Below are 24,812 nucleotides of genomic sequence, written 5' to 3' on the forward strand. Positions count from 1 at the left end.
TGCGCGGTACAAAGCGCGAAGACGTGCAGCGCGGCCAAGTGCTGTGCAAGCCAGGTTCAGTCAAGCCACACACTCACTTCACAGCTGAGATCTATGTGTTGTCTAAAGACGAAGGCGGCCGCCACACTCCATTCTTCAACAACTACCGTCCACAGTTCTACTTCCGTACGACTGACGTGACTGGTGCTATCGAGTTGCCAGAAGGCAAAGAGATGGTGATGCCAGGTGACAACGTGTCGATCACTGTGAAGTTGATCCACCCCATTGCGATGGAAGAAGGCTTGCGCTTCGCTATCCGCGAAGGCGGTAAGACTGTTGGCGCTGGTGTGGTTGCTAAGATCATTGCCTAGCCATTAGATTTAGGGGCGTAGCTTAGTGGTAAAGTTGCGGTTTCCAAAACCGTCGATGGGGGTTCGATTCCCTCCGCCCCTGCCACTAAAGCCTTAAAGCTCTGTGGTTTACCAAGCCCGCCAAGATGGCGGGCTTCGGTGTCTTAATCAACGCATAAAAAACGGTACAGGAAAACCCTCATCCATGTCTGCAGCAAATATTGAAAACGTCTCGACGGCCGCCGACAAGGCCAAGCTGGTCTTGGTGGTGGCATTGGTCGTGGCTGCTTTGGGCGGTTTTTACACGCTGTCTGAGCAAGGTGCGATCGTTCAGTGGTTGACATTGGTCGGCGGTTTGGTTGCTGCGGTAGTGGTGTTCTTGTTGTCGTTGCCAGGTCGTCAATTGGTGGCTTTTGGTAATGATGCGTGGCGTGAAGTTAATAAGGTCGTGTGGCCAACTCGTAAAGAGTCCACTCAAATGACTTTGTATGTGTTCGCCTTTGTGGTGATCATGGCGCTGTTCTTGTGGTTGACCGATAAGACCCTTGAATGGGTGTTTTACGACCTGATTCTGGGCTGGAAAAAATAATGAGCGACATCATCGACAACGCCGCAGCTGATGCGGCTGCAACGCCACCTGCTTACGTGAATCCAGATTTGCGTTGGTATGTGGTTCATGCCTATTCCGGCATGGAAAAAGCCGTCGAACGAAATATCCGTGAAAGTATTGCGCGCGCTGGTATGGAAACCAAATTCGGTCGCATCTTGGTGCCTACCGAAGAAGTGGTGGAAATGAAAAACGGTCAGCGTCGTACCGCTGAGCGTAAGTTCTTCCCAGGCTACGTGTTCGTCGAAATGGTGATGGATGACGATACATGGCACTTGGTGAAGCACACGAATAAAGTGACAGGTTTTGTGGGTGGTGCTAAGAACCGCCCTGCGCCTATTTCTGAGGCGGAAGTCCAGAAGATCGTGAGCCAAATGCAAGACGGTGCGGACAAGCCTCGTCACAAAGTTGAGTTCATGGTGGGCGAGTTGGTGCGTGTCAAAGAAGGCCCGTTCACCGATTTCAATGGTTCAGTCGAGGAAGTTAACTACGAGAAAAGCAAAGTGCGCGTCTCGGTCACCATCTTCGGTCGCGCAACACCCGTCGAATTGGAATTTGGTCAGATCGAAAAGACCTGATCGGTTCAAAAAAAGTTTTTTGGTTTGGTGCTTCCCGACTCGGTGCCAAACATGTGAAGTGAGTCGTTAACCCCGGGGAGTTCGCAAGAACGTTTGCACCCGCAAGGAGAAAAGCATGGCGAAAAAAATCGTCGGTTTTATCAAGCTGCAAGTTCCAGCAGGTAAAGCTAATCCATCGCCACCTATTGGCCCAGCATTGGGTCAACGTGGTTTGAACATCATGGAATTCTGCAAGGCGTTCAATGCCCAAACCCAAGGCGTTGAGCCAGGTTTGCCATTGCCAGTGGTCATCACTGCGTTTGCAGACAAATCCTTTACTTTCATCATCAAGACGCCTCCAGCGACTACCTTGATCAAGAAGGCCATCAAGTTGGACAAGGGCTCTGCCCGTCCTCACGCTGACAAAGTTGGCAAGATCACTCGCGCTCAGCTCGAAGAGATCGCTAAAACTAAGATGGAAGACTTGAATGCTGCCGACTTAGACGCAGCTGTTCGCATCATCGCCGGCTCTGCCCGTTCGATGGGCGTGACTGTGGAGGGCGTGTGAGATGGCCAAGTTGACTAAAAAACAAAAAGCCTTCGTGGGCAAGGTCGAAAGCACAAAGCTCTACGCTTTGGTTGATGCTTTGGGCATTGTCAAAGAGTGCGCCACTGCCAAGTTCGATGAGTCTATCGACGTGTCTGTGCAACTCGGTATCGACGCTAAGAAATCTGACCAAGTGGTGCGTGGCGCCGTGGTCTTGCCTAACGGCACTGGTAAAACTGCCCGCGTGGCCGTGTTCGCCCAAGGCGCTAAAGCTGAAGAAGCTAAAGCTGCTGGTGCTGACGTGGTTGGCATGGACGACTTGGCTGCTATGGTCAAGGCCGGCGACATGCCTTTCGACGTGGTGATTGCTGCTCCTGACGCGATGCGCGTTGTGGGTACTTTGGGTCAAATCTTGGGCCCACGTGGTCTGATGCCTAACCCCAAAGTCGGCACCGTCACACCAGACGTCGCTACCGCTGTGCGCAATGCCAAAGCTGGTCAAGTCCAGTTCCGCGTTGACAAAGCCGGTATCGTGCACAGCACCATCGGTCGTCGTTCATTCGACACCGACAAGCTGCAAGGTAATTTGGCTGCATTGGTCGAAGCTTTGAATAAAGCCAAGCCAGCATCCAGCAAAGGTGTTTACCTGCGCAAAGTTGCCGTGTCCTCCACCATGGGTGTGGGCGTGCGCGTTGATGTGCAAACTGTTGGCGCTTAAGGCGACGACTTTGAATCTGAGCGCGCAAGTCGCGCTCAAAAATCCGAGCCACGTGAAAGCATGGCTCAGAGTGGTGGGCTGAGGCAACTTCTCGAAGTTGCACAGGCCATCCAAGACCGTTGGTGTGGGGCTTGATCCCACTTAATTGAATGACCAACGCAGATGGCGATCCCGCTCGACGGAATTCTTCCTGACAGTTAGGTCGCTGCAAAAGTGGCGTGTCAACGGGTATAGACCTGAAGACACATTTAAAGGAGTAGACCTTGAGTCTTAATCGCAGTGAGAAAGAAGCGGTCATTTCAGAAGTGACCACGCTCGCCGCCCAAGCTCAAACGCTGGTGATTGCGGAATACCGCGGCATCACGGTCGCTGACATGACTAAATTGCGCAACCAAGCGCGTAGCAATGGTGTGAGCCTGAGCGTGTTGAAAAACACACTCGCACGCCGTGCTGTGACTGGTAGCTCATTCGAAGTCGTCGCTGACCAGATGACCGGCCCGCTGATCTATGGCTTCTCTGTTGACGCAATCGCTGCCGCTAAGGTGGTGGCTGAGTTCGCGAAAACCAACGACAAGTTGGTGATCCGTGCTGGCGTTTACGGTGGTAAAGCTTTGGACGCAAACGGCGTTAAGCAATTGGCAAGCATCCCTTCGAAAGAAGTGTTGTTGGCTCAGTTGTGTGGCTTGTTGATGTCGCCTATGTCTCGCACCGCAGTGGTGTTGGGCGCATTGGCTGCTCAAAAAGGCGAAACAGCTGCCGCTTAATGCGCAGCTCGTGTTTTAACTAATTGTTAGGAAATAAAAATGGCATTCGATAAAGACGCATTTTTGACCGCGCTCGACAGCATGACGGTCTTGGAACTCAACGAATTGGTGAAAGCCATCGAAGAGAAGTTTGGCGTGAGCGCTGCAGCTATGGCTGCTCCCGCTGCTGGCGGCGGTGGCGGCGGTGCTGCTGCTGAAGAGAAGTCTGAATTCAACGTTGTGTTGACAGACGCTGGTGCAAACAAAGTGTCCGTGATTAAAGCAGTTCGCGAAATCACCGGTCTGGGCTTGAAAGAAGCCAAAGACATGGTTGACGGCGCTCCAAAGGCTGTGAAAGAAGGCGCTTCTAAGGCTGACGCTGAAGCCGCTAAGAAGAAGCTCGAAGAAGCTGGTGCTAAGGTTGAACTGAAGTAATTCGGTTCGCTTTCGAGGCTGGAGTGTCCCGTTAAGGGCCTCCAGCCTTCTGTGCTTACAGAGCACACCCAAAAGCAGGTCGAAATTAACCTTCTTTTGAGTGTCTTCTGACCCCAACTGCAGAAGATGCCTTGGTTCGGGTTGCGTGCAATGCGCAACCGTCCGCCAACGCTGGTAGAGGCCAGCCGCCAAGCCTGACGTGTGGGACGTGATGTCCCATGCTGAAAACAGTTCTGAAAGATCAAGCCCGGAGATCTCATGGCCTACTCATACACCGAACGCAAGCGTATCCGCAAGAGTTTCGGCAGCCGCGACAGCGTGCTGGAAATTCCATATTTGTTGCAAATGCAAAAAGACGCGTACACCGCGTTCTTGCAAGCTGACGTTATTCCTAAAAAGCGTACCAACGAAGGTCTGCAAGCTGCTTTTGAAGCTGCATTCCCAATCGTGTCGCACAACGGTTTTGTCGAGATGAAATATCTCGAATACAACTTGGCCAAGCCCGCCTTTGATGTGCGTGAATGCCAAACACGTGGTTTGACTTTCTCTTCAGCTGTGCGCGCACGCGTGCAACTCATCATTTACGACCGTGAGTCTTCGACACCACAGTCCAAAGTGGTCAAGGAAGTGAAAGAGCAAGAGGTCTACATGGGCGAAGTGCCTTTGATGACGGACAAAGGCTCCTTCATCATCAACGGTACAGAGCGCGTGATCGTGTCTCAGTTGCACCGTTCTCCTGGCGTGTTCTTCGAACACGACAAGGGCAAGACACACAGCTCTGGCAAATTGTTGTTCAGTGCTCGCATCATCCCTTACCGCGGTTCATGGCTCGATTTCGAATTCGATCCAAAAGACTTGCTGTACTTCCGCGTCGACCGTCGCCGTAAGATGCCAGTGTCTATTCTGTTGAAAGCCATTGGCTTGACTCCAGAAACCATCCTCGCGAACTTCTTCGTGAACGATAACTTCCGCTTGATGGACAGCGGCGCACAAATGGAATTTGTGGCCGAGCGTCTGCGTGGTGAAGTGGCTCGCTTTGACATCACTGACAAAGCTGGCAAAGTGATCGTTGCCAAAGACAAGCGCGTGACTGCACGTCACACCCGCGAGTTGGACGAAAGCAAAACCACGCACATCAGCGTGCCAGAAGACTTCTTGATTGGCCGCGTGTTGGCCAAGAACATCATCGACAGCGACACCGGCGAATTGATTGCCCGTGCCAACGATGAGTTGACAGAAGCCTTGCTCAAGAAATTGCGCGAAGCCGGTGTGCAAGAGCTGCAATGTATCTACACCAACGAACTCGACCAAGGTGCGTACATTTCGCAAACGCTGCGTACAGACGAAACCGTGGACGAATTCGCTGCCCGCGTGGCCATCTATCGCATGATGCGCCCAGGCGAGCCACCGACAGAAGACGCAGTGCAAGCCTTGTTCCAACGTTTGTTCTACAACCCAGACACGTACGATTTGTCGCGCGTGGGTCGTATGAAGTTCAACGCCAAAGTGGGCACTGCTGAATCAACAGGTCCTATGGTCTTGACCAACGACGACATCTTGTCAGTGGTGAAGATCTTGGTGGACTTGCGTAACGGCCGTGGCGAAGTTGATGACATCGACCACTTGGGTAACCGTCGCGTGCGTTGCGTGGGCGAATTGGCCGAAAACCAATACCGTACAGGTTTGGCACGTATCGAAAAAGCCGTGAAAGAGCGTTTGGGCCAAGCCGAGCAAGAACCGCTCATGCCTCACGACTTGATCAACTCCAAGCCCATCTCTGCTGCGCTCAAAGAATTCTTCGGCGCATCACAGTTGTCACAGTTTATGGACCAAACCAACCCATTGGCCGAGATCACGCACAAGCGTCGCGTCTCTGCTTTGGGTCCAGGCGGTTTGACGCGCGAACGTGCAGGCTTTGAAGTGCGTGACGTGCACGTGACCCACTACGGTCGTGTGTGCCCTATCGAAACACCAGAAGGTCCAAACATTGGTTTGATCAACTCTTTGGCTTTGTACGCCCGCTTGAACGAGTACGGTTTCATTGAAACCCCATACCGTCGCGTGGTCGATGCCAAAGTGACGATGGACATCGATTACTTGTCCGCCATCGAAGAAGGCAAATACGTCATCGCTCAGGCCAACGCGGCTTTGGACAAAGACGGCAAGCTGACTGGCGACTTGGTGTCTGCCCGTGAAAACGGCGAATCCATTTTGTGCGGCGCAGAGCGCATCCAGTACATGGACGTGTCTCCAGCGCAGATCGTGTCAGTGGCGGCCTCTTTGGTTCCGTTCCTCGAGCACGATGACGCGAACCGCGCTTTGATGGGTGCCAACATGTCACGCCAAGCCGTGCCAGTGTTGCGTCCAGAAAAACCAATGGTCGGTACCGGTATCGAGCGCGTTGCTGCGGTCGACTCGGGCACTGTGGTAACTGCTACTCGCGGTGGTGTGGTTGATTACGTTGACGCAACCCGCGTTGTGGTTCGCGTGAACGACGCTGAAGCACAAGCTGGCGAAGTGGGCGTGGACATCTACAACCTCATCAAGTACCAACGTTCTAACCAAAACACCAACATCCATCAGCGTCCGATCGTCAAGCGTGGCGACAAGATTGCTAAGGGTGACGTGGTGGCTGACGGCGCTTCAACTGACCTCGGCGAAATCGCCATCGGTCAAAACATGTTGATCGCTTTCATGCCTTGGAACGGCTACAACTTCGAAGACTCGATCTTGATCAGCGAGCGCGTGGTGGCAGAAGACCGCTACACCTCGATCCACATCGAAGAACTCGTGGTGATGGCTCGCGACACCAAGTTGGGTGCAGAAGAAATCACACGCGATATTCCAAACTTGGCTGAGCAACAACTCAACCGTTTGGATGACTCCGGCATCATCTACGTGGGTGCAGAAGTGCAACCCGGCGACACACTGGTCGGCAAGGTCACGCCAAAAGGCGAAACCACGCTCACACCAGAAGAAAAACTGTTGCGCGCGATCTTCGGCGAGAAAGCCAGCGATGTGAAAGACACATCACTGCGCGTGAGCCAAGGTTCGCAAGGTACGGTTATCGACGTGCAAGTCTTCACGCGTGAGGGCATCGTGCGTGACAAACGTGCTCAGCAAATTATTGATGACGAACTCAAGCGTTTCCGCCTCGACTTGAACGACCAGCTCCGCATCGTGGAAGCTGACGCGTTTGACCGTATCGAAAAACTCTTGAACGGCAAAACAGCCAACGGTGGTCCTAACAAGTTGGCCAAGGGCAGCAAAATCGACAAGGCCTACTTGGCATCTGTCGAGAAGTTCCACTGGTTCGACATCCGTCCTTCTGATGAAGAAACTGCAGGCCAGTTGGAAAGCATCAAGAACGCGATGGAACAAACCCGTCACAGCTTTGACTTGGCCTTCGAAGAGAAGCGCAAGAAGTTGACGCAAGGCGACGAATTGCCAGCAGGCGTGTTGAAGATGGTCAAGGTCTACTTGGCAGTCAAGCGTCGCTTGCAGCCTGGTGACAAGATGGCCGGTCGTCACGGTAACAAGGGTGTGGTGTCAAAGATCGTTCCGGTCGAAGATATGCCTTACATGGCCGATGGCACACCTTGCGACATCGTGTTGAACCCCTTGGGCGTTCCTTCACGTATGAACGTGGGTCAGGTGTTGGAAGTTCACTTGGGTTGGGCTGGTAAAGGTATCGGCCAACGCATTGGCAACATGCTCCAAGAGCAAGCCAAAGCTGCTGAAATCCGCGCCTTCATGGAAGAGTTGTACAACGGTTCTGGCCGCAAGGAAGACCTGAGCAAGCTCAACGACACGCAAATTGTCGAGATGGCTGGCAACTTGACCAACGGTGTTCCATTTGCAACCCCCGTGTTCGACGGCGCTGCAGAAGAAGACATCCGCACCATGTTGAAGTTGGCTTACCCAGATGACATCGCCAAGGCGAAAGGTCTGACAGCCACACGTACACAAGCAAACTTGTTTGACGGCCGTACTGGCGAAGCTTTCGAGCGTCCAACCACCATCGGCTACATGCACTTCTTGAAGCTCCACCATTTGGTCGATGACAAGATGCACGCACGTTCTACCGGTCCATACAGCTTGGTCACACAGCAGCCGCTGGGTGGTAAGGCTCAGTTCGGTGGCCAGCGTTTCGGTGAGATGGAGGTGTGGGCTTTGGAAGCTTACGGCGCGTCTTACACATTGCAAGAAATGTTGACCGTCAAGTCCGACGACGTGCAAGGCCGTACCAAGGTGTACGAGAGCATTGTCAAAGGCGAGCACTCGATCGAAGCGGGCATGCCCGAATCGTTCAACGTGTTGGTCAAAGAAATTCGTTCATTGGGCATCGACATTGAGTTGGACCGCGCTTAAGCGGTTTGACGAAAAGAAGGATTTAAAACATGAAATCATTACTCGACCTGTTCAAGCAGTTCACGCCCGATGAGCATTTCGATGCCATCAAAATTGGCATGGCTTCTCCTGAGAAGATCCGTTCATGGTCTTTCGGCGAAGTGAAAAAGCCAGAAACCATCAACTACCGTACCTTCAAGCCTGAGCGCGATGGTCTGTTTTGCGCCAAGATCTTTGGCCCGATCAAAGACTACGAATGCTTGTGCGGCAAATACAAACGCCTCAAGCACCGTGGCGTGATTTGCGAAAAGTGCGGCGTTGAAGTCACACAAACCAAAGTGCGTCGCGAGCGTATGGGTCACATCGACCTGGCCGCACCTTGCGCACACATCTGGTTCTTGAAGTCACTGCCGTCACGTTTGGGCCTCGTGTTAGACATGACCTTGCGTGACATCGAACGCGTGTTGTACTTTGAAGCCTATGTCGTGACCGATCCCGGCATGACACCTTTGAAGAAATTCGCCATCATGTCGGAAGACGACTACGAAGCCAAAGTGGTGGAGTACGGTGACGAATTCATCGCCAAGATGGGCGCTGAAGGCATCAAAGATTTGCTCGAAGGTCTCGACCTCGACGTTGAAATCGAGAAGTTGCGCAACGACCTGACTGGTTCAGAACTCAAGATCAAGAAAAACGCCAAGCGTTTGAAATTGATGGAAGCGTTCAAGAAGTCTGGCATCAAGCCCGAGTGGATGGTGTTGTCTGTCTTGCCCGTGTTGCCACCTGATTTGCGCCCTCTGGTGCCTTTGGATGGCGGTCGTTTTGCGACCTCCGATTTGAACGACTTGTACCGTCGCGTGATCAACCGTAACAGCCGCCTGCGTCGTTTGCTCGAGCTGAAGGCGCCTGAAATCATTGCACGCAACGAAAAGCGTATGTTGCAAGAAGCCGTGGACAGCTTGCTGGACAACGGCCGTCGCGGCAAGGCCATGACAGGTGCTAACAAGCGCGCCTTGAAGTCATTGGCTGACATGATCAAAGGCAAGAGCGGTCGTTTCCGTCAAAACTTGTTGGGTAAGCGCGTCGACTACTCGGGTCGTTCAGTGATTACCGTCGGCCCAACTTTGAAACTGCACCAGTGCGGTTTGCCAAAGTTGATGGCACTCGAGTTGTTCAAGCCTTTCATCTTCTCGCGTCTCGAAGCCATGGGCATCGCGACCACGATCAAGGCTGCGAAGAAAGAAGTCGAATCCGGTTCAGCCGTGGTGTGGGACATCTTGGAAGAGGTGATTAAAGAGCACCCTGTCATGTTGAACCGTGCGCCTACGCTGCACCGCTTGGGTATTCAAGCCTTTGAACCTATCTTGATCGAAGGTAAAGCCATTCAGTTGCACCCACTCGTCTGTTCAGCGTTTAACGCCGACTTCGACGGTGACCAAATGGCCGTTCACGTGCCTTTGTCTGTGGAAGCACAGATGGAAGCTCGTACCTTGATGCTCGCTTCGAACAACGTGTTGTTCCCAGCTTCGGGCGAACCTTCTATCGTTCCTTCACAAGACGTTGTGTTGGGCTTGTACTACGCCACCCGTGACCGTATCAACGGCAAGGGTGAAGGCTTGGTGTTTGCCAACGTGCCCGAAGTGCAGCGTGCTTTGGACGCCGGTGTGGTTGAGTTGACTGCCAAAGTCAGCGTGCGTATCACCGAGTGGACCAAAGATAAGCAAACAGGCGAATTCAACGAAGTGACCAAGTTGGTGGACACCACTGTGGGTCGCGCGTTGTTGTCTGAGATTTTGCCTAAGGGCTTGCCATTCGATGTGATCAACAGAGCGTTGAAGAAGAAAGAAATTTCTAAACTCATCAACGTTGCGTTCCGCAAGTGCGGTTTGAAAGACACCGTGGTGTTTGCCGACAAGCTGTTGCAAAACGGTTTCCGTTTGGCCACACGCGCTGGTATCTCGATTGCGATTGACGACATGTTGGTGCCACCAGAAAAAGGCGGCATCATCGCGGCGTCTGAAAAAGAAGTCAAAGACATCGAACAACAATACGTGTCTGGTTTGGTGACTTCTGGCGAGCGTTACAACAAGGTGGTCGACATCTGGGGTAAGGCTGGCGACGCTGTGTCAAAAGTGATGATGGACCAACTCCGCAAAGAGAAGACCATCGACCGTCACGGTAACGAAGTCGATCAAGAATCGTTCAACTCCATCTACATGATGGCCGACTCTGGCGCTCGCGGTTCTGCCGCTCAGATCCGTCAGTTAGCCGGTATGCGTGGTTTGATGGCCAAGCCTGACGGCTCCATCATTGAGACCCCTATCACGGCGAACTTCCGTGAAGGTCTGAACGTGTTGCAGTACTTTATTTCCACCCACGGTGCACGTAAAGGTCTGGCCGACACCGCGTTGAAGACAGCGAACTCAGGTTACTTGACACGTCGTTTGGTTGACGTGACGCAAGACTTGGTCGTGACCGAAAACGATTGCGGCACAACCAATGGTCAACTCATGCGCGCCATCGTTGAAGGCGGTGAAGTGATTGAGTCCTTGCGTGACCGTATCTTGGGTCGCGTTGCGGCTGATGATGTGGTGAGCCCAGAGTCTCGCGCTGTGTTGGTCAAAGCTGGCGTGATGCTGGACGAAGACATCATTGACGAAATCGAAGCCGCAGGCGTTGACGAAGTCAAAGTGCGCACCGCATTGAATTGCGAAACACGCTTTGGTTTGTGCTCCATGTGCTACGGCCGTGACTTGGGTCGCGGCGGTTTGGTGAACAACGGTGAAGCTGTCGGCGTGATCGCTGCTCAGTCCATCGGTGAACCCGGTACACAGCTGACCATGCGTACGTTCCACATCGGTGGTGCCGCGTCTCGTGCAGCCGTGGCTTCTAGCGTCGAAGCTAAGTCGAATGGTGTGATTGGTTTCAACTCCACCATGCGTTATGTGTCCAACACCAAGGGCGAGTTGGTGGTGATTTCTCGCTCCGGCGAAATCATCATCCACGACGAACATGGTCGCGAGCGTGAGCGTCACAAAGTGCCGTATGGTGCGATTCTGTCGGTCAAGCCAGACCAGGCCATCAAGGCTGGCGTCATCTTGGCCAACTGGGATCCATTGACACGACCCATCATCACTGAATTCGCCGGTAAGGTGCAATTCGAAAACGTCGAAGAAGGCCTCACGGTTGCTAAGCAGATGGACGAAGTCACAGGCTTGTCCACCTTGGTGGTGATTGACCCGAAACGTCGCGGCTCGACCAAAGTGGTTCGCCCACAGGTCAAGCTGATCGATGCCTCTGGCAAAGAAGTGAAGATTCCTGGCACAGACCACGCGGTGACGATTGGCTTCCAAATCGGCGCGTTGATCCAAGTGCGTGATGGCATGGATGTGGGCCCAGGCGAAGTCTTGGCACGTATCCCTGTTGAAGGTCAAAAGACCCGCGACATTACCGGCGGTTTGCCACGTGTGGCCGAACTGTTCGAAGCCCGTTCACCCAAAGACAAGGGTATGTTGGCTGAGATGACCGGTACTGTGTCGTTTGGTAAAGAAACCAAAGGCAAGGTTCGTTTGCAGATCACTGATCCAGAAGGCAAAGTGTGGGACGAACTCATTCCTAAAGAGAAGAACATCTTGGTCCACGAAGGCCAAGTGGTCAACAAAGGCGAGAGCGTTGTGGACGGCCCAGCCGACCCACAAGACATCTTGCGTTTGCTCGGTATGGAAGAGTTGGCTCGCTACATCGTCGACGAAGTGCAAGACGTTTACCGCTTGCAAGGCGTGAAGATCAACGACAAGCACATTGAAGTGATCGTGCGTCAAATGCTGCGTCGTGTTGTGGTCGAAAGCGTGGGTGATTCCAACTACATCGCTGGCGAACAAGTTGAGCGTTCTGAGATCCTCAACACCAACGAAGCACTGCAACGTGATGGCAAAGTCCCAGCGACTTTCACCAACTTGTTGTTGGGTATTACCAAAGCTTCCTTGTCGACCGACTCGTTCATCTCTGCGGCTTCTTTCCAAGAAACCACACGTGTGTTGACCGAAGCGGCCATCATGGGCAAGCGCGACGAATTGCGCGGCTTGAAGGAAAACGTCATCGTCGGTCGCCTGATCCCCGCAGGTACCGGTATGGCTTATCACAAAGCCCGCAAGGTCAAAGACGCCATGGACGACGCCGAGCGCCGCGCCATTGCTGAAGCCGAGGCTGCTGAGTTGGCTGGAGGCTCTTCGGACGAAGAGACTCAAGTCGACCACGGTGCTGGCGAAGAAGCGTAAAGCGACCCCCTCAACAAAGGCCCGAAAGGGCCTTTGTTGTTTGGGCCGATCGGTCAAAGCACAAGGAGTGCAACATGCTTGATGCGTGGTGGTTTTGGTTATTTGTCGCCGTGATGGTGTTTTGGAGCGTGGGTGCGTACCGCCGCTTGGTGGGCTTGCGCACGGCGGTGAACAAACAGTTTGCGGTGCTTGAAGAACTCATGCTGCGCTACCAAGCGCTGGTACAAGAGGCCACCACGGCTGCCGTGACCTCGCCATCAGGTTGGCAAACCGCGGTGTCGCCAGAGTTGGGTGCGAGCCACTGGACGCGCTTGCAAGTGGCAGCAAATTTGTCGGCCATGGCCTTGGCGCGCATGCAAGAGCATCCGCTAGACCCATCCTCATCCATTGCACTTGTAGCAACCAGCCGTGATTTGCAAGCTGCATGGGAAGCCCTCACACATCCGGATGTGTACTACGTGTCAGTGCCAGCTGAGCTGACGCAACGCTGGGCTGAGTTGGGTATTTCTATTCAGCCCGATTTGCAGCGATTTAACCAAGCCATCATCAACTACAACGACGCGATTGACATGTTTCCTGCCACGTGGATGGCTCGCTTGTTCAAGTTCAAACCTGGACGCATTTTGGAATGAGTGAACACAAACCTACATCCGTCCCGCTGTGGCAACAGCTGCAAGCTGTGGCTCAAGCCTTGGCGCAAGTGCGACGTGGTGTGTCTGGCACCGTAGCCTTAGAGGCCGTGCCATCTGCTTTGCGCCCAGGCGTGCAAGCCTTGTTGTTTCAAGCATTGCGCCAACTTGGCCGTGCGCAAGCCTTGCGTGCGCAATTGGCCTCGCGTACGCCCGCACCATTGCCCGACGCTTTGCTATGTACAGCGCTTGCGCTGGCATGGGATCCAGACAACGCACCTTACGAGCCACACACCTTGGTGAACCAAGCCGTTGAAGCCGCTAAGAAAACCCGTAGCTTGCAAATGCAAGCTAATTTTTTGAATGCATGCTTGCGACGTTTTTTGCGCGAGCGTGATGCCTTGGTGGCGGCCACAGACACCGATGTGCAATCGCAGTGGAATCATCCAGAGTGGTGGGTCAAGCGTTTGCAGCAAGATCATCCTGACCACTGGCAAGACATCTTGCGCGCCAACAACCAAGCAGCGCCCATGACATGGCGCGTCAACACCTCGCGCATCATTCGTGAAGCCTTGCAAATGGATTGGGTCAACCACGGCCTGCAGTCGCAGCCTGTTGGCGAGCAAGGCTTGGTACTCTCACAAGCGCATAGCGTGCGTGATATTCCAGGTTTCGCCGAAGGTTTGTGCTCCGTGCAAGACGCGGCCGCACAATGTGCCGCACAGATTCTGCTGAAAGACTTTGCGCCAGCAGATCAAGCGTTGCGTATCTTGGATGCATGCGCTGCGCCTGGCGGAAAAACGGCGCACTTGCTGGAGTTGCTCAATGACAAGTCAGAAGTGACGGCGTTGGATATTGACCCGCAGCGTTGTGAACGTATTGCGCAAAATTTGCAGCGCATTGGGCGTCAAGCCAAAGTCATTGCCGCTGATGCAGCACTTACCAAAACCTGGTGGGACGGGAAGCAGTTTGATGCCATTCTCTTAGATGCGCCATGTACTGCCTCAGGTATCGTGCGTCGTCACCCCGATGTCCGTTGGTTACGTCGCGATGCAGACATCGCCAAATTGGCGGGAATTCAGAAAAACCTACTCAACCAGTTGTGGCCATTGGTCAAGCCGGGCGGTAGGTTGCTCTACTGTACCTGTTCGGTATTCATGGCCGAAGGCGAGAACCAAGCCAAAACGTTTGTTGAACACAACACCAATGCCTGTTTACTGCCGTCTCTAGGGCATTTAAGACCCCAAAATGGCACAACAAGCGCCTTGCTCACCGACAATCTAGACGGTGATCACGATGGCTTTTATTACGCACTGTTCGAAAAAATTCCAGCGGCTTGAAGCGCTCTTTTTGAGCGGCTTTCAAAGCGCAAGGCGACTGTGCGTGTGGATGTGCGTTGCTATGAGCTTGGCTTTGCCAACCCTATCGCAAGCCGATACGCCTGTTGAGTTACAGTCGTTGAAATTAGAGCGCGATGAATCTTCGCTTTACATGAGTGGCAGCTGGCGCTTCGATTTGCCAGCTGCGCTTGAGGATGCGTTGCTCAAAGGCATCACCTTGTACTTTGTGACCGAGGTCGATATCAGTCAAGAGCGCTGGTACTTTTACAACCAACGCGTGGCGCACGCCGAGCGACATGTGCGTTTGTTCTATCAACCACTCACGCGTCGTTGGCGCGTCAATATTTCCCCTCAGTCTTTCAACGTCAGCGGTTTAGGTATGAGCCTAGGTCAAAGCTATGACACAGCAGAAGAGGCCATCGGTGCCGTTCGCCGTATCGTGCAGTGGCGAATCGCCAATGCAGCGGATTACAACCCAGACGCGAAGCAAACCATCAGCATCAATTTCAGGCTCGATCTCAAGCAGTTGCCACGTCCTTTGCAGATTGGCGCGGCAGGACAGAGCGACTGGAATATTGGCTTTAGCAAAACGCAGCGTTTGGAGTTGACGCCATGATTGAGCTTGCAGAAAAGCGTTCGCGCCTTTCTAGCTTTCAGTTGCGGTGGTTATTGGTCATCAGTGCAGCCGTCGTGCTGGGGTTGGGGCTGGTCTTGCTGTTTTTGTTGACGCAAGCCACCGACAACCGTGAACTTTACGAACGCAACTACCGTCAACTGTTTGGCTTGAACGTAGTCGTGGCCACCTTGCTGATGGGGGTTATTGGTTGGTTGTCCCTGCGATTGTTGGTGCGGCTGCGTCAAGGCAAATTCGGAAGTCGATTACTTTTGAAAATTGCTGCCACCTTTGCGCTAGTGGGCTTTGTACCAGGCATTCTGATCTACAGCGTTTCCTATCAATTCGTCTCTCGTTCTATTGAGAGTTGGTTTGATGTGAAGGTCGAAGGTGCCTTGGACGCGGGTCTGAGCTTAGGGCGAACCACCTTAGACACGATAGCCAACGATCTAGGCCAAAAAACACGCTCTGCGACAGCACAAATCAATGACCTACCAGATGCATCGGTGGGCCTTGCTCTGGAACGCCTGAAAGATCAGCTCGGGGCAGACGATGTGATTTTGTGGAGCACCTCAGGCCAAGCTCTGGCAAGCGCGGGTGATTCGCGTTACAAAATTAATCCGGAGCGTCCGACCCCTGCACAGTTGCGACTTGTCAAAACACAAAGCGTGGTGACCGTCATCGATGGCTTGGATGAAGCAGAGGTACAAGGTACCTCAAAAGCACGCGTGAGAGCTTTGGTGCTGGTGTCACCTTCGGGTTTAGGTTTGTTGATAGAGCCACGTGTTTTACAGGTCACCAAGGCCATTCCTCCAACGTTGGTGAGCAATGCCTTGGCTGTGGAAGTGGCTTATCGCGAATACCAAGAGCGCGCATTGGGGCGCGATGGCTTGCGCAGCATGTACATCGGCACATTGACGCTTAGTTTGTTTTTGGCAGTATTTGGTGCCGTGTTGTTGGCCGTGTTGTTGGGTAATCAATTGGCGCGTCCTTTGTTGATGCTGGCCGAGGGTGTGCGCGATGTGGCTGCGGGTGACTTGAGCCCCAAACCTGCCTTGCAAGGTCGCGATGAATTAGGTGGATTGACACGCTCATTTGCATTGATGACGCAGCAACTGGCTGACGCACGTACAGCCGTGGATCGAAGCATGTTGCAGGTGCACACCTCGCGTGCCAACTTGCAAACCATTCTGGATAACCTCACTGCGGGCGTGATCGTGTTGACCGAGGACGGTCGCATCAAATCCTCCAACCCTGGTGCAACACGTATCTTGCGCATCCCATTGGCAGCGTGGGAAGGTCGCGCATTAAGCGACATTGAAGGTTTGGTGGAGTTTGCAGAACATGTGCGCCGTGAGTTCGATGGCTTCTTGGGTGAGCGCAGTCAACATGGTTTGGACCACTGGCAACAATCGTTCGAGCTGCATGCCACGGCCATCAGCCCCGCTGTGATGCTCAGTGATGACAAGCAACAGCACATCACGCTGCTGGCGCGTGGGGCTGTACTGCCTAACAACGGCCGCTTGTTGGTGTTTGACGATATTTCTGAAATTGTTTCTGCCCAGCGTGCGCAGGCATGGGGCGAAGTTGCCCGTCGTTTGGCGCATGAAATCAAAAACCCACTCACCCCTATTCAGCTCTCAGCCGAGCGGCTAGAGATGAAGCTCACAGGAAAGCTGCAAGACCCAGAGCAACTCATACTGAATAAATCGGTCAAGACCATCGTGGACCAAGTCGATGCGATGAAGCGTTTGGTCAACGAGTTTCGCGACTATGCGCGGTTGCCTGTGGCAGAACTCAAACCCCTCGACCTCAACGCTTTGGTGCAAGAAGTGATGCAACTCTACGGTGCAGAAAATGCCGCAGTGCCAGTGTTTGCTCAGCTGGATGAGGCTTGCCCCATCATCTATGGTGATGCCCAGCAGCTCCGCCAAGTGGTTCATAACCTGTTGCAAAACGCGCAAGATGCGACTGAAGGCCAAGCGCATCCTATGGTGTCCATTGCCACTCAGTGGGTTAGCACAACCGGACGTGTGAGACTGGTTGTCAAAGATAACGGGCCAGGGTTCCCCCTAAAAATTTTGAACCGCGCCTTTGAGCCCTATGTCACGACCAAGAGTCGCGGTACAGGGTTGGGATTAGCTGTGGTGAAGAAAATTGCCGATGAACATTCGGCTCGAATTGATTTAAAAAATCGTGGATTGGAAGGTCGGGTGATCGGGGCGCAAGTGTCGTTATCATTCCAAGTTGCAGAATCACAACAAAACCAACTGATTTAATCCAGCGAGACAAGTTAAAACATGGCGAACATTTTGGTGGTGGATGACGAATTGGGCATTCGGGACCTCTTGTTTGAGATCCTCAATGACGAAGGTCACGCAGTAGAAGTGGCAGAAAACGCAGCCCAAGCGCGTTTGGCGCGCCAAGCAGCGCGCCCTGATTTGGTCTTGTTGGACATTTGGATGCCCGACACCGATGGCGTCACATTGCTCAAAGAATGGGCGGGCGCAGGTTTGTTGAACATGCCCGTGATCATGATGAGTGGCCACGCCACCATCGACACCGCCGTCGAAGCTACCCGCATTGGCGCGCAAGCCTTCCTAGAAAAACCCATCACCATGCAAAAGCTGCTCAAAGCAGTGGAGCAAGGTTTAGCGCGCAAGCCCATGGCAGCAGCTTCTCTTAAAGGTGCTATTGCCCAACAAGGGGGCAAAGATGTCGTCGGTGCAACGGCTGTTTCAGCGCCGCAGGCGGTGGTGTTACCACCCACGCATCAAAGTTTTGATTTAGAACTACCCTTGCGTGAAGCGCGTGATGCGTTTGAGCGTGCGTATTTTGAATACCACCTCGCGCAAGAGAATGGTTCAATGACCCGTGTCGCCGATAAAACTGGCTTGGAGCGCACGCACCTTTATCGAAAGCTCAAGCAGTTGGGCGTCGATTTATCTAAGGCTAAGAAAGCAGCTTAGCGAATCGCCGATTGTGTTGATCAGTGCGATTCGCTATTCGCGACTTGCTGTTGGGCGATGTCAATCAAGCGGGTGTGCATAGCTAACCAACGCAATAACAATGCGCCGACGATAGAGCCGTTGATATCGCCAATCACCATATAGGCCACTTGCGTAGACGAAACCAATTGACTCGGGTCTAGCAGGGCCCATACCGAATGATGAAGTAGCGCGTTTAGCAACGCATTCATCAAAGCTAATTTTAAGAGGTCATTGAGCTTTGTCAGTGCCAGAGGACGTTGTTGCAGAATTTGCAAGAGCCACAGCGACAGTACCGCACAGCTAGCAGATGCCGCGGTGTTCAATGTACTGAGTAACGCGCTGTCTTGAAAATAAAAAAACAAAATGAGACCGCCAGTTGCAGTGCCCAGTGTTCCCCACAGCATGCCTAAAACCAAAACATTGATGACCCGCAAGAAACTGGGCAAATAAATGAAGTTGATGTGGTCTGTGAGTTCTAAAAAATGGAATAACCATCCATTGGCTATATGCACGATGGCATACAAAGCGCCAGCAACCAAAACCATCAATCCAATGGTTGTGCGCGCGAGTCGAGGGTGCTCAGCGGCATAGTTATTAGGCTTAGATAGCATATCCTTCATTCTATTGCCATTACAAATTTGACATGTTTTATATCTTCAATTCTGTACTTATGCGGTAAGGTCTCCCCATGCAAATGCTGATTCGTTTGGCTAATAGAAGTTTTTTCTAGAGTCACAGAAAAATTGTTGCAAGAGTGCTACAATATCGAATTCGGCCCGGTAGCTCAGTTGGTAGAGCAGCGGATTGAAAATCCGCGTGTCGGCAGTTCGATTCTGCCCCAGGCCACCAAAACGAAAAAGCCTCAGTAGTTCGCTACTGAGGCTTTTTTATTGGGCTGCCCGGTTTACTTGTTGGCCGCGCTTTCGGCTGATGCCACGATGGCGCGTTTGGCAAACTCAGCCCGCAAGGCTTTGAGCTTTTCGCGCGGGTCTTCTTTGACCGTCTCTTTGTTCAAATCCATCTCCGCAATGAAGCGACTGGGCATGGCCGCAATCATTTCGCGGCCTTTTTTGCGTTTGCGGGTCCAGCTCACGGCCAAGGTGCGTTGGGCACGGGTAATGCCCACGTACATCAGGCGGCGTTCTTCTTGCAGGCGCACGGCGATGTTGTCGTTGGTGTGTTCGTCACCCGGCTCATCGTCTAGGCGGAAGGGCAGCATGCCCTCGGTCACACCCACCAGCATGACGTGTGGCCACTCCAAACCTTTGGAGGCGTGCAGGGTGGAGAGGGTGACCACGTTTTGGTCTTTTTCGCGCTCGGTCAAGGTGGACAGCAGGGCGATGGTTTGTGCCACCTCTAGCAAGTTCTTCACTTCGTTGCCGGTGGTGACGCCCGCTGTGTCGTCAATTTGGCCGCCACAGCGCTGGGCCATCCAGTCGCAAAACTCCATCACGTTGGTCCACTTTGAGGCGGCAGCTTTTTCGCTTTCTTCGGCGTCGTAAAGGTGTTTTTCGTAGCCGATGTCTTTGAGCCAATCGGTCAAGAAAGCGCGGGCATCTTCTGCGCCTGTGGTGAGGCGCGCACGAAACTCTAAGTCGTTCACATAGCGACCAAACTCGTGCAGGCTACCTAAGGCGCGCGCATTGAGCACGGAGGGCAGGCTATTGCTAAACAGCGCCTCAAACATGCTGAGTTTGTATTTGCTGGCGAATTCACCGAGGGCGGCAAGGGTTTGATGGCCAATACCGCGCTTAGGCGTGGTCACGGCGCGCAGAAACGCAGGGTCATCATCGTTGTTGACCCACAGGCGTAGCCAAGAGCACAAGTCACGAATCTCAGCGCGGTCAAAAAAGCTTTGGCCGCCAGACACCTTGTACGGAATTTGTGCCTTGCGCATGGCGATCTCAATGATCCGTGCTTGGTGGTTGGCGCGGTAGAGGATGGCAAAGTCTTGCAACTCGCGGTGGCCGCTGCCGCTGGCGTCCGTGCCCGCGCGCAAGGATTGGATGCGTGCCACCACGCGTTCGGCTTCGTGTTCTTCGTTGTCGGCATCGACCACGCGTACCGGTTCGCCTTCACCGAGTTCGGAGAACAAGGTTTTGGGAAACAGCTTGGGGTTGAGTTGAATGACGTTGTTGGCCGCACGCAAGATGGCGCTGGTGGAACGGTAGTTTTGCTCCAGCTTGATGACCTTCAACGTTGGAAAGTCTTGTGGCAATTTGCGCAGGTTGTCCAGCGTGGCACCGCGCCAGCCGTAGATGGATTGGTCGTCGTCACCCACGGCAGTGAAACGGGCGCTTGAATGATCAGGCCCAACCAAACACTTGAGCACTTCGTATTGCGTGGCGTTGGTGTCTTGGTATTCGTCCACCAGCACATGGCCGAGTTGGTCTTGCCATTTGGCGCGCACTTCATCGTGTTCTTGCAGCAGTTTCAAGGGCATGCCAATGAGGTCGTCAAAGTCCACGCTTTGGTAGGCACTCAGGCGCTCTTCGTAGCGGGCCATGATTTTGGCGATGATGCGTTCGTTGTCGTCTTTGGCCAGCGCCAACGCTTGGGCGGAGTTGAGGCCCATGTTCTTCCACAGGCTGATGGTCCACTGCCATTGGCGTGCGGTGGCAATGTCGGTCGTGCCGCCCGCGTCTTTCAAGATGCCTGTCACATCACCGCTGTCCATGATGCTGAACTGGGGTTTGAGGCCCATCACGCCGCCGTCTTGGCGCAGCATGCGCACGCCCAAGGCGTGGAAGGTGCAAATCAGCACATCGTTGGCGGGTTTGCCAATCAGACCTTTGGCACGCTCGCGCATTTCGGCGGCGGCTTTGTTGGTAAAGGTAATCGCGGCAATCCGCTTGGGCTCAAGCCCTGTTTGAATGAGGCGGCCAATCTTGTGCGTGATGACGCGTGTCTTTCCCGAGCCCGCCCCCGCCAACACCAGACAAGGACCGTGCAAGAAATTGACGGCTTCTTGTTGCGCGAGATTCAGACCAGCAGACATTCGGGAGACAGTTAATGTGAAGCGGGCAATGATACAGAGCTACCCAGCAGGCAAAATAGCTGCGTGCTGAACATTCTTCTCGTAACTTTCCCCTTCTTTGCGCTGGTGCTGGCTGGCTTTGTGGCGGCGCATCGCCGCATGCTGCCACTGGACGCGATACCTGGCCTGAATGGCTTTGTGTTGTTCTTTGCGCTGCCATGCATGTTGTACCGCTTTGGGGCGAGCACGCCCATCGTGCAGTTGCTGGATGCCACTTTGTTCTTTGCCTATTTGCTGTGTGCTTTGTTGATGGTCGGCTTTGTGGTGGCGGTCAGCATGAACAAGCGCATTGGTTGGAACGACGCGTCGTTTGGTGCGTTGGTGGGTGCGTTCCCCAACACAGGCTTTATGGGCGTGCCCTTGTTGGTGGCCTTGCTCGGTGCATCAGCAGCAGGCCCTGCCATCGTGACCATTGTGGTGGACATGGTCATCACCACGTCGTTGTGCATTGCTTTGTCTCGCCTCGATGGTGCGGATGAACATGGCGCGAGTAAGGCTGCGAAAAGTGCATTGAAAGGCGTGCTGACCAACCCCATGCCTTGGGCGATTAGCCTCGGTGCTTTGTCGTCAGCGATGGACTATGAATTGATTGGTCCGTTTGCCAAGACTGTTGGCTTGCTTGCTGATGCGGCGTCTCCTGTCGCACTGTTCACCATCGGCGCGGTGCTGGCGCGTTCACAAATCCGCGTGAAGGAAAGCGGTCATTCACCCATTCTGTGGCGAGACTTTTTGCCTGTGGCGCTGTTTAAATTGATCTTGCATCCCGTGCTGGTTCTGCTCGTGTTGGCAGCCGCGGTGCAAATGGGTTTTGTGATTGAACGATTCACCATGGTGGTGGTGGTCTTGGTGGCTGCATTGCCGAGTGCCAGTAATGTGGCCTTGTTGTCGGAGCGTTTTGGCGCGGATACTGGGCGCATTGCCATGATTATTTTGGTCACCACGGCAGCGGCATTTTTTACCTTTTCAGGTGCTGTGGCGTTGCTCAACGGTTGAGGTGTTAGTCAAACGGTTCCGCGCAATTTTTTCTTCCACTTCTTTTGCACCTTGCGCATAAAGTTTGGCTTCTTCGGGGGCTAATTCATAAAGCAATCTGAGAAGTTCGCCTGCATGGACGATCTCTTCATTGGCGATCTCTTTCAGCACTTGGATGGTGAGCGTGTGATCGGTGGATTCGGCCAGTTGCATGTACATCTGCGTGGCTTCGTATTCAGAGGCCACTAGAAAACGAATGGCGCGTACCAGCTCCCCATGCGTGAGTCTTTTGCCGTGGGCTACCCCTGAGAAAGGTGAGTTGAAATCTTGCATGTGCTTGCTCCTGTTGGATAAGCACTAACCGTACTGACATTCATTCGGTTACTCTGTGCGAAGACGCACAAAGGTATTGCACCGCTTTTGTTAAATCGCCAGCGGGTCTACATCCACCGCCCAGCGAATGACCTGCCGATGCGCGCTGCGCATGGCATGCAAATCTGCCTGCCAATGTGCCAAGAAATGTTGCAGCGCTTTGCGTGAGGTGCACTCAATCAGCATTTGCGCACGCTCGATGTTGGCCACGCGCTGAATCGTCATGGGCACGGCCGGATACAAATCAACCAACAGTTCATCGGCCAATGCCGCGCCTGCATCGCGAGCGGCGTTTAAAAAGCCTTGTGCCGCTTCTTGGCTGCGTGCTTCTGCGCGGACCAAGGCTTGAAAGCTGAATGGCGGCAAGGTGGCTTGCTCGCGTTCTTTGAGCTGTTGTTCGGCGAAGGCAGGGTAGTCGTGTTGCTTGAGCGCTTCGAAGAGTGGGTGCAACGGGTGGTGGCTTTGCACCCACATCTCGCAGGGGCTGACCAAGCTCATGTTGGCGTCGCGCCCTGCACGTCCTGCGGCTTGCATGAGCAAGCTGAATAAACGCTCGGGCGCACGGAAGTCACTGGAGAACAAAGCACCGTCGGTATTCAGCGCGGCCACCAAAGTGACGCGCCGGAAGTCGTGGCCCTTGGCAATCATCTGCGTGCCCACCAGCACATCCACCGCGCCTGCGTGTACCTCGGCCAGCTGGCGCTCAAGTTCGCCTTTGAGGCGCGTGCTGTCGGCGTCGATGCGGGCGATGCGAATGGGCTCGCCATCGGGCCGGCGTACATCCGCTAACAACTCAGCCAAATGTTCTTCGAGTTGCTCAGTGCCTCGGCCCAAGGGGCTGATGTCTAGGTTGCCGCAAGTCGGGCACGCACGCGGCACAGGCTGCGTGAAACCGCAGTGGTGGCAGCGCAGGGTGCGGTCGAGTTTGTGGAACACGCGATAGGCGCTGCAATGCGGGCATTCGCTTTTCCAGCCGCAGTCGTTGCAGTTGAGCACGGGTGCGTAGCCACGACGGTTGAGCAGCACCAAGATTTGTTCGCCACGCGTCACGCGCTCGCGCATGGCGTCAAGCAGGTGGTTGGAGAACACGGTTTTGTAGGGCTGGCGGTTCATGTCCACTCGGCGGACCAAGGGCAAAGCACCTTGACCCACGCGCGAAGGCATGGCCAAGCGCATGTAGCGACCGGCGGGCTCAGTATCGGTGGCGGGACGACTGTGGTGCCAGCTCTCTAGCGAGGGTGTGGCCGATCCCAAAATGACTTTGGCGCCTTCAAGTTGTCCGCGATAGATGGCCAAGTCGCGGGCTGAGTAACGCGCGCCTTCTTGTTGCTTGTAGCTTGGGTCGTGTTCTTCATCCACCACGATGAGTTGCAAATGCGGCATCGATGCAAACACCGCCATGCGTGTGCCCAACACAATGCGCGCTTCTCCGCTGTGTGCTGCTAGCCAGTGTTTCAGGCGCTGCGCTGGCGTGAGGCTGCTGTGCATGGACACCAAACAATCAGCACCCCACTGCGGGCAAAAGCGCGCGCGAAAGCGTTCTTCTAGCTGGGGCGTGAGGTTGATCTCGGGCACCATCACCAAAATTTGCGCTTGCGGGTCGCGCTCTAACTCAGCTTGTGCGGCGCGCAAATACACCTCGGTTTTGCCACTGCCCGTGTTGCCAAACAACAAGAACGGACCTTTGTTGGTCGCAAAATCCGCCAACACTTGGGCCTGTTCGTCGGTCGGTGTGGGAATGGTTTGCGTTGCACCCTTATAGGCCACCACTGCTTTGGGTTTGCGCTTTAAGCGGCGTGCCCATTGCTCGGTGCTGAGATCGCGCAGTTGGCTGGGTAGCGCGGCCAACGCCACCTCGCCCGCGCTGCGTTGGTAGTAGTGAGCAGCAAACTGCACCAACTGACGCCAGTGGGCGCTGAGCGGCGTGAGACCTTCAAGCACACTGGCGATGGCGCGCAGCTGCATGGCGACTGGTGCATGATTTTGCAGCGAGGGGTCATCGGGCATCAACAACGATGGCTGCTCGTTTGTGTTCGTGTTCGCGATTGACGCGTGATCGCCACTTGGGAGGGGCGGTTCGGCCTCGTCCCACACCACGCCCAACAACTCTCGGCTACCCAGAGGCACGCGCACCAAGGTGCCGGGCGTGTGCGCTGCGTCGCTTTCGTACGTGAGCGCGCCACCAATCCCGCTGTGCGCGGGGGTGTGAACCATCACTGAAATTTGGTGCGGCATGTCAAGCGGTGAGTTGGGGTGTTTTGCTCAGGTGTTTTGGCAGAAAAGGCTTTAAGTCGTT

18 protein-coding genes, 2 tRNA genes and 1 pseudogene are annotated in these 24,812 nt (G+C 54.1%); 17 read left to right on the top strand and 4 right to left on the bottom strand.

Annotated features, from left to right (window positions below; genetic code table 11):
* The 15 genes and pseudogenes from tuf to B9Z35_RS00075 form a co-directional block, all read left to right on the top strand.
* Nucleotides 1-350: pseudogene (gene tuf / locus B9Z35_RS00005) on the top strand (elongation factor Tu); the annotation flags it as partial.
* Between the two features lie 11 nt (nt 351-361).
* Nucleotides 362-435: transfer RNA gene (locus B9Z35_RS00010), tRNA-Trp, on the top strand.
* 99 nt (nt 436-534) lie between these two features.
* Nucleotides 535-918 carry a preprotein translocase subunit SecE gene (secE, locus tag B9Z35_RS00015; RefSeq protein ID WP_108281656.1) on the top strand — a complete coding sequence of 128 codons (384 nt, stop codon included), beginning with the start codon at nt 535-537 and terminating at the stop codon, nt 916-918.
* Entirely contained in the window at nt 918-1,514 is a 597-nt protein-coding gene (nusG, locus tag B9Z35_RS00020; RefSeq protein WP_108281657.1) for a transcription termination/antitermination protein NusG, read from the top strand. The genes secE and nusG overlap by 1 nt, the downstream gene beginning before the upstream one ends.
* Nucleotides 1,515-1,629: 115 nt before the next feature.
* Entirely contained in the window at nt 1,630-2,061 is a 432-nt protein-coding gene (gene rplK, locus B9Z35_RS00025; RefSeq protein ID WP_108281658.1) for a 50S ribosomal protein L11, read from the top strand.
* Between the two features lies 1 nt (nt 2,062).
* On the top strand, nt 2,063-2,758 hold the full coding sequence (gene rplA, locus B9Z35_RS00030; RefSeq protein ID WP_108281659.1) for a 50S ribosomal protein L1: 696 nt from the start codon (nt 2,063-2,065) through the stop codon (nt 2,756-2,758).
* A 263-nt stretch (nt 2,759-3,021) separates the two neighbouring features.
* Nucleotides 3,022-3,522 carry a 50S ribosomal protein L10 gene (gene rplJ, locus B9Z35_RS00035; RefSeq protein WP_108281660.1) on the top strand — a complete coding sequence of 167 codons (501 nt, stop codon included), beginning with the start codon at nt 3,022-3,024 and terminating at the stop codon, nt 3,520-3,522.
* A 39-nt stretch (nt 3,523-3,561) separates the two neighbouring features.
* On the top strand, nt 3,562-3,936 hold the full coding sequence (gene rplL, locus B9Z35_RS00040) for a 50S ribosomal protein L7/L12 (protein WP_108281661.1): 375 nt from the start codon (nt 3,562-3,564) through the stop codon (nt 3,934-3,936).
* Between the two features lie 258 nt (nt 3,937-4,194).
* Nucleotides 4,195-8,307 carry a DNA-directed RNA polymerase subunit beta gene (gene rpoB / locus B9Z35_RS00045; RefSeq protein WP_108281662.1) on the top strand — a complete coding sequence of 1,371 codons (4,113 nt, stop codon included), beginning with the start codon at nt 4,195-4,197 and terminating at the stop codon, nt 8,305-8,307.
* 29 nt (nt 8,308-8,336) lie between these two features.
* On the top strand, nt 8,337-12,563 hold the full coding sequence (gene rpoC, locus B9Z35_RS00050) for a DNA-directed RNA polymerase subunit beta' (RefSeq protein WP_108281663.1): 4,227 nt from the start codon (nt 8,337-8,339) through the stop codon (nt 12,561-12,563).
* A gap of 74 nt (nt 12,564-12,637) precedes the next feature.
* The gene (locus B9Z35_RS00055; protein ID WP_108281664.1) at nt 12,638-13,195 is read left to right on the top strand and encodes a hypothetical protein; all 558 of its coding nucleotides are present in this window, start codon (nt 12,638-12,640) and stop codon (nt 13,193-13,195) included.
* Nucleotides 13,192-14,532 carry a 16S rRNA (cytosine(967)-C(5))-methyltransferase RsmB gene (gene rsmB, locus B9Z35_RS00060; protein ID WP_108281665.1) on the top strand — a complete coding sequence of 447 codons (1,341 nt, stop codon included), beginning with the start codon at nt 13,192-13,194 and terminating at the stop codon, nt 14,530-14,532. The genes B9Z35_RS00055 and rsmB overlap by 4 nt, the downstream gene beginning before the upstream one ends.
* A 10-nt stretch (nt 14,533-14,542) precedes the next feature.
* Nucleotides 14,543-15,148 carry a DUF4390 domain-containing protein gene (locus tag B9Z35_RS00065; protein WP_233246431.1) on the top strand — a complete coding sequence of 202 codons (606 nt, stop codon included), beginning with the start codon at nt 14,543-14,545 and terminating at the stop codon, nt 15,146-15,148.
* Nucleotides 15,145-17,424: an ATP-binding protein gene (locus tag B9Z35_RS00070; RefSeq protein WP_108281666.1), complete on the top strand. Its 2,280-nt coding sequence runs from the start codon at nt 15,145-15,147 to the stop codon at nt 17,422-17,424. Before B9Z35_RS00065 ends, B9Z35_RS00070 begins: the two co-directional genes overlap by 4 nt.
* A 21-nt stretch (nt 17,425-17,445) precedes the next feature.
* Nucleotides 17,446-18,114 (top strand): response regulator, encoded by a 669-nt coding sequence (locus tag B9Z35_RS00075; protein WP_108281667.1) that lies wholly within the window; start codon nt 17,446-17,448, stop codon nt 18,112-18,114.
* 20 nt (nt 18,115-18,134) lie between these two features.
* Here B9Z35_RS00075 and B9Z35_RS00080 read toward each other — a convergent pair whose 3' ends face one another.
* Entirely contained in the window at nt 18,135-18,746 is a 612-nt protein-coding gene (locus B9Z35_RS00080) for a hypothetical protein (protein WP_108281668.1), read from the bottom strand.
* Between the two features lie 162 nt (nt 18,747-18,908).
* Here B9Z35_RS00080 and B9Z35_RS00085 point away from each other — a divergent pair.
* Nucleotides 18,909-18,984: transfer RNA gene (locus B9Z35_RS00085), tRNA-Phe, on the top strand.
* A 55-nt stretch (nt 18,985-19,039) separates the two neighbouring features.
* On the opposite strand, the gene B9Z35_RS00090 is transcribed toward B9Z35_RS00085, so the two are convergent.
* Nucleotides 19,040-21,133 (bottom strand): ATP-dependent helicase, encoded by a 2,094-nt coding sequence (locus tag B9Z35_RS00090; RefSeq protein ID WP_108281669.1) that lies wholly within the window; start codon nt 21,131-21,133, stop codon nt 19,040-19,042.
* A gap of 63 nt (nt 21,134-21,196) precedes the next feature.
* Between B9Z35_RS00090 and B9Z35_RS00095 the strand changes: the two genes are divergently transcribed.
* Nucleotides 21,197-22,165: an AEC family transporter gene (locus B9Z35_RS00095; protein WP_108281670.1), complete on the top strand. Its 969-nt coding sequence runs from the start codon at nt 21,197-21,199 to the stop codon at nt 22,163-22,165.
* Here the strand turns inward: B9Z35_RS00095 and B9Z35_RS00100 are convergent.
* Nucleotides 22,136-22,477 carry a ferritin family protein gene (locus B9Z35_RS00100; protein WP_108281671.1) on the bottom strand — a complete coding sequence of 114 codons (342 nt, stop codon included), beginning with the start codon at nt 22,475-22,477 and terminating at the stop codon, nt 22,136-22,138. The two genes, B9Z35_RS00095 and B9Z35_RS00100, sit on opposite strands and share 30 nt — an antisense overlap.
* Before the next feature lie 90 nt (nt 22,478-22,567).
* Complete coding sequence (gene priA, locus B9Z35_RS00105) at nt 22,568-24,751, bottom strand: primosomal protein N' (protein ID WP_108281672.1); 2,184 nt, start codon at nt 24,749-24,751, stop codon at nt 22,568-22,570.
* Between the last annotated feature and the right edge of the window lie 61 nt (nt 24,752-24,812).

This window comes from Limnohabitans sp. Jir61, assembly GCF_003063545.1.
In the GTDB taxonomy this organism is placed as follows: domain Bacteria; phylum Pseudomonadota; class Gammaproteobacteria; order Burkholderiales; family Burkholderiaceae_C; genus Limnohabitans.

Coding starts and splice junctions, on each gene's coding strand:
- secE (WP_108281656.1), top strand. CDS start 535: ATGTCTGCAGCAAATATTGAAAACGTCTCGACGGCCGCCGACAAGGCC.
- nusG (WP_108281657.1), top strand. CDS start 918: ATGAGCGACATCATCGACAACGCCGCAGCTGATGCGGCTGCAACGCCA.
- rplK (WP_108281658.1), top strand. CDS start 1,630: ATGGCGAAAAAAATCGTCGGTTTTATCAAGCTGCAAGTTCCAGCAGGT.
- rplA (WP_108281659.1), top strand. CDS start 2,063: ATGGCCAAGTTGACTAAAAAACAAAAAGCCTTCGTGGGCAAGGTCGAA.
- rplL (WP_108281661.1), top strand. CDS start 3,562: ATGGCATTCGATAAAGACGCATTTTTGACCGCGCTCGACAGCATGACG.
- rpoB (WP_108281662.1), top strand. CDS start 4,195: ATGGCCTACTCATACACCGAACGCAAGCGTATCCGCAAGAGTTTCGGC.
- rpoC (WP_108281663.1), top strand. CDS start 8,337: ATGAAATCATTACTCGACCTGTTCAAGCAGTTCACGCCCGATGAGCAT.
- B9Z35_RS00055 (WP_108281664.1), top strand. CDS start 12,638: ATGCTTGATGCGTGGTGGTTTTGGTTATTTGTCGCCGTGATGGTGTTT.
- rsmB (WP_108281665.1), top strand. CDS start 13,192: ATGAGTGAACACAAACCTACATCCGTCCCGCTGTGGCAACAGCTGCAA.
- B9Z35_RS00070 (WP_108281666.1), top strand. CDS start 15,145: ATGATTGAGCTTGCAGAAAAGCGTTCGCGCCTTTCTAGCTTTCAGTTG.
- B9Z35_RS00075 (WP_108281667.1), top strand. CDS start 17,446: ATGGCGAACATTTTGGTGGTGGATGACGAATTGGGCATTCGGGACCTC.
- B9Z35_RS00080 (WP_108281668.1), bottom strand. CDS start 18,746: ATGCTATCTAAGCCTAATAACTATGCCGCTGAGCACCCTCGACTCGCG.
- B9Z35_RS00090 (WP_108281669.1), bottom strand. CDS start 21,133: ATGTCTGCTGGTCTGAATCTCGCGCAACAAGAAGCCGTCAATTTCTTG.
- B9Z35_RS00100 (WP_108281671.1), bottom strand. CDS start 22,477: ATGCAAGATTTCAACTCACCTTTCTCAGGGGTAGCCCACGGCAAAAGA.
- priA (WP_108281672.1), bottom strand. CDS start 24,751: ATGCCGCACCAAATTTCAGTGATGGTTCACACCCCCGCGCACAGCGGG.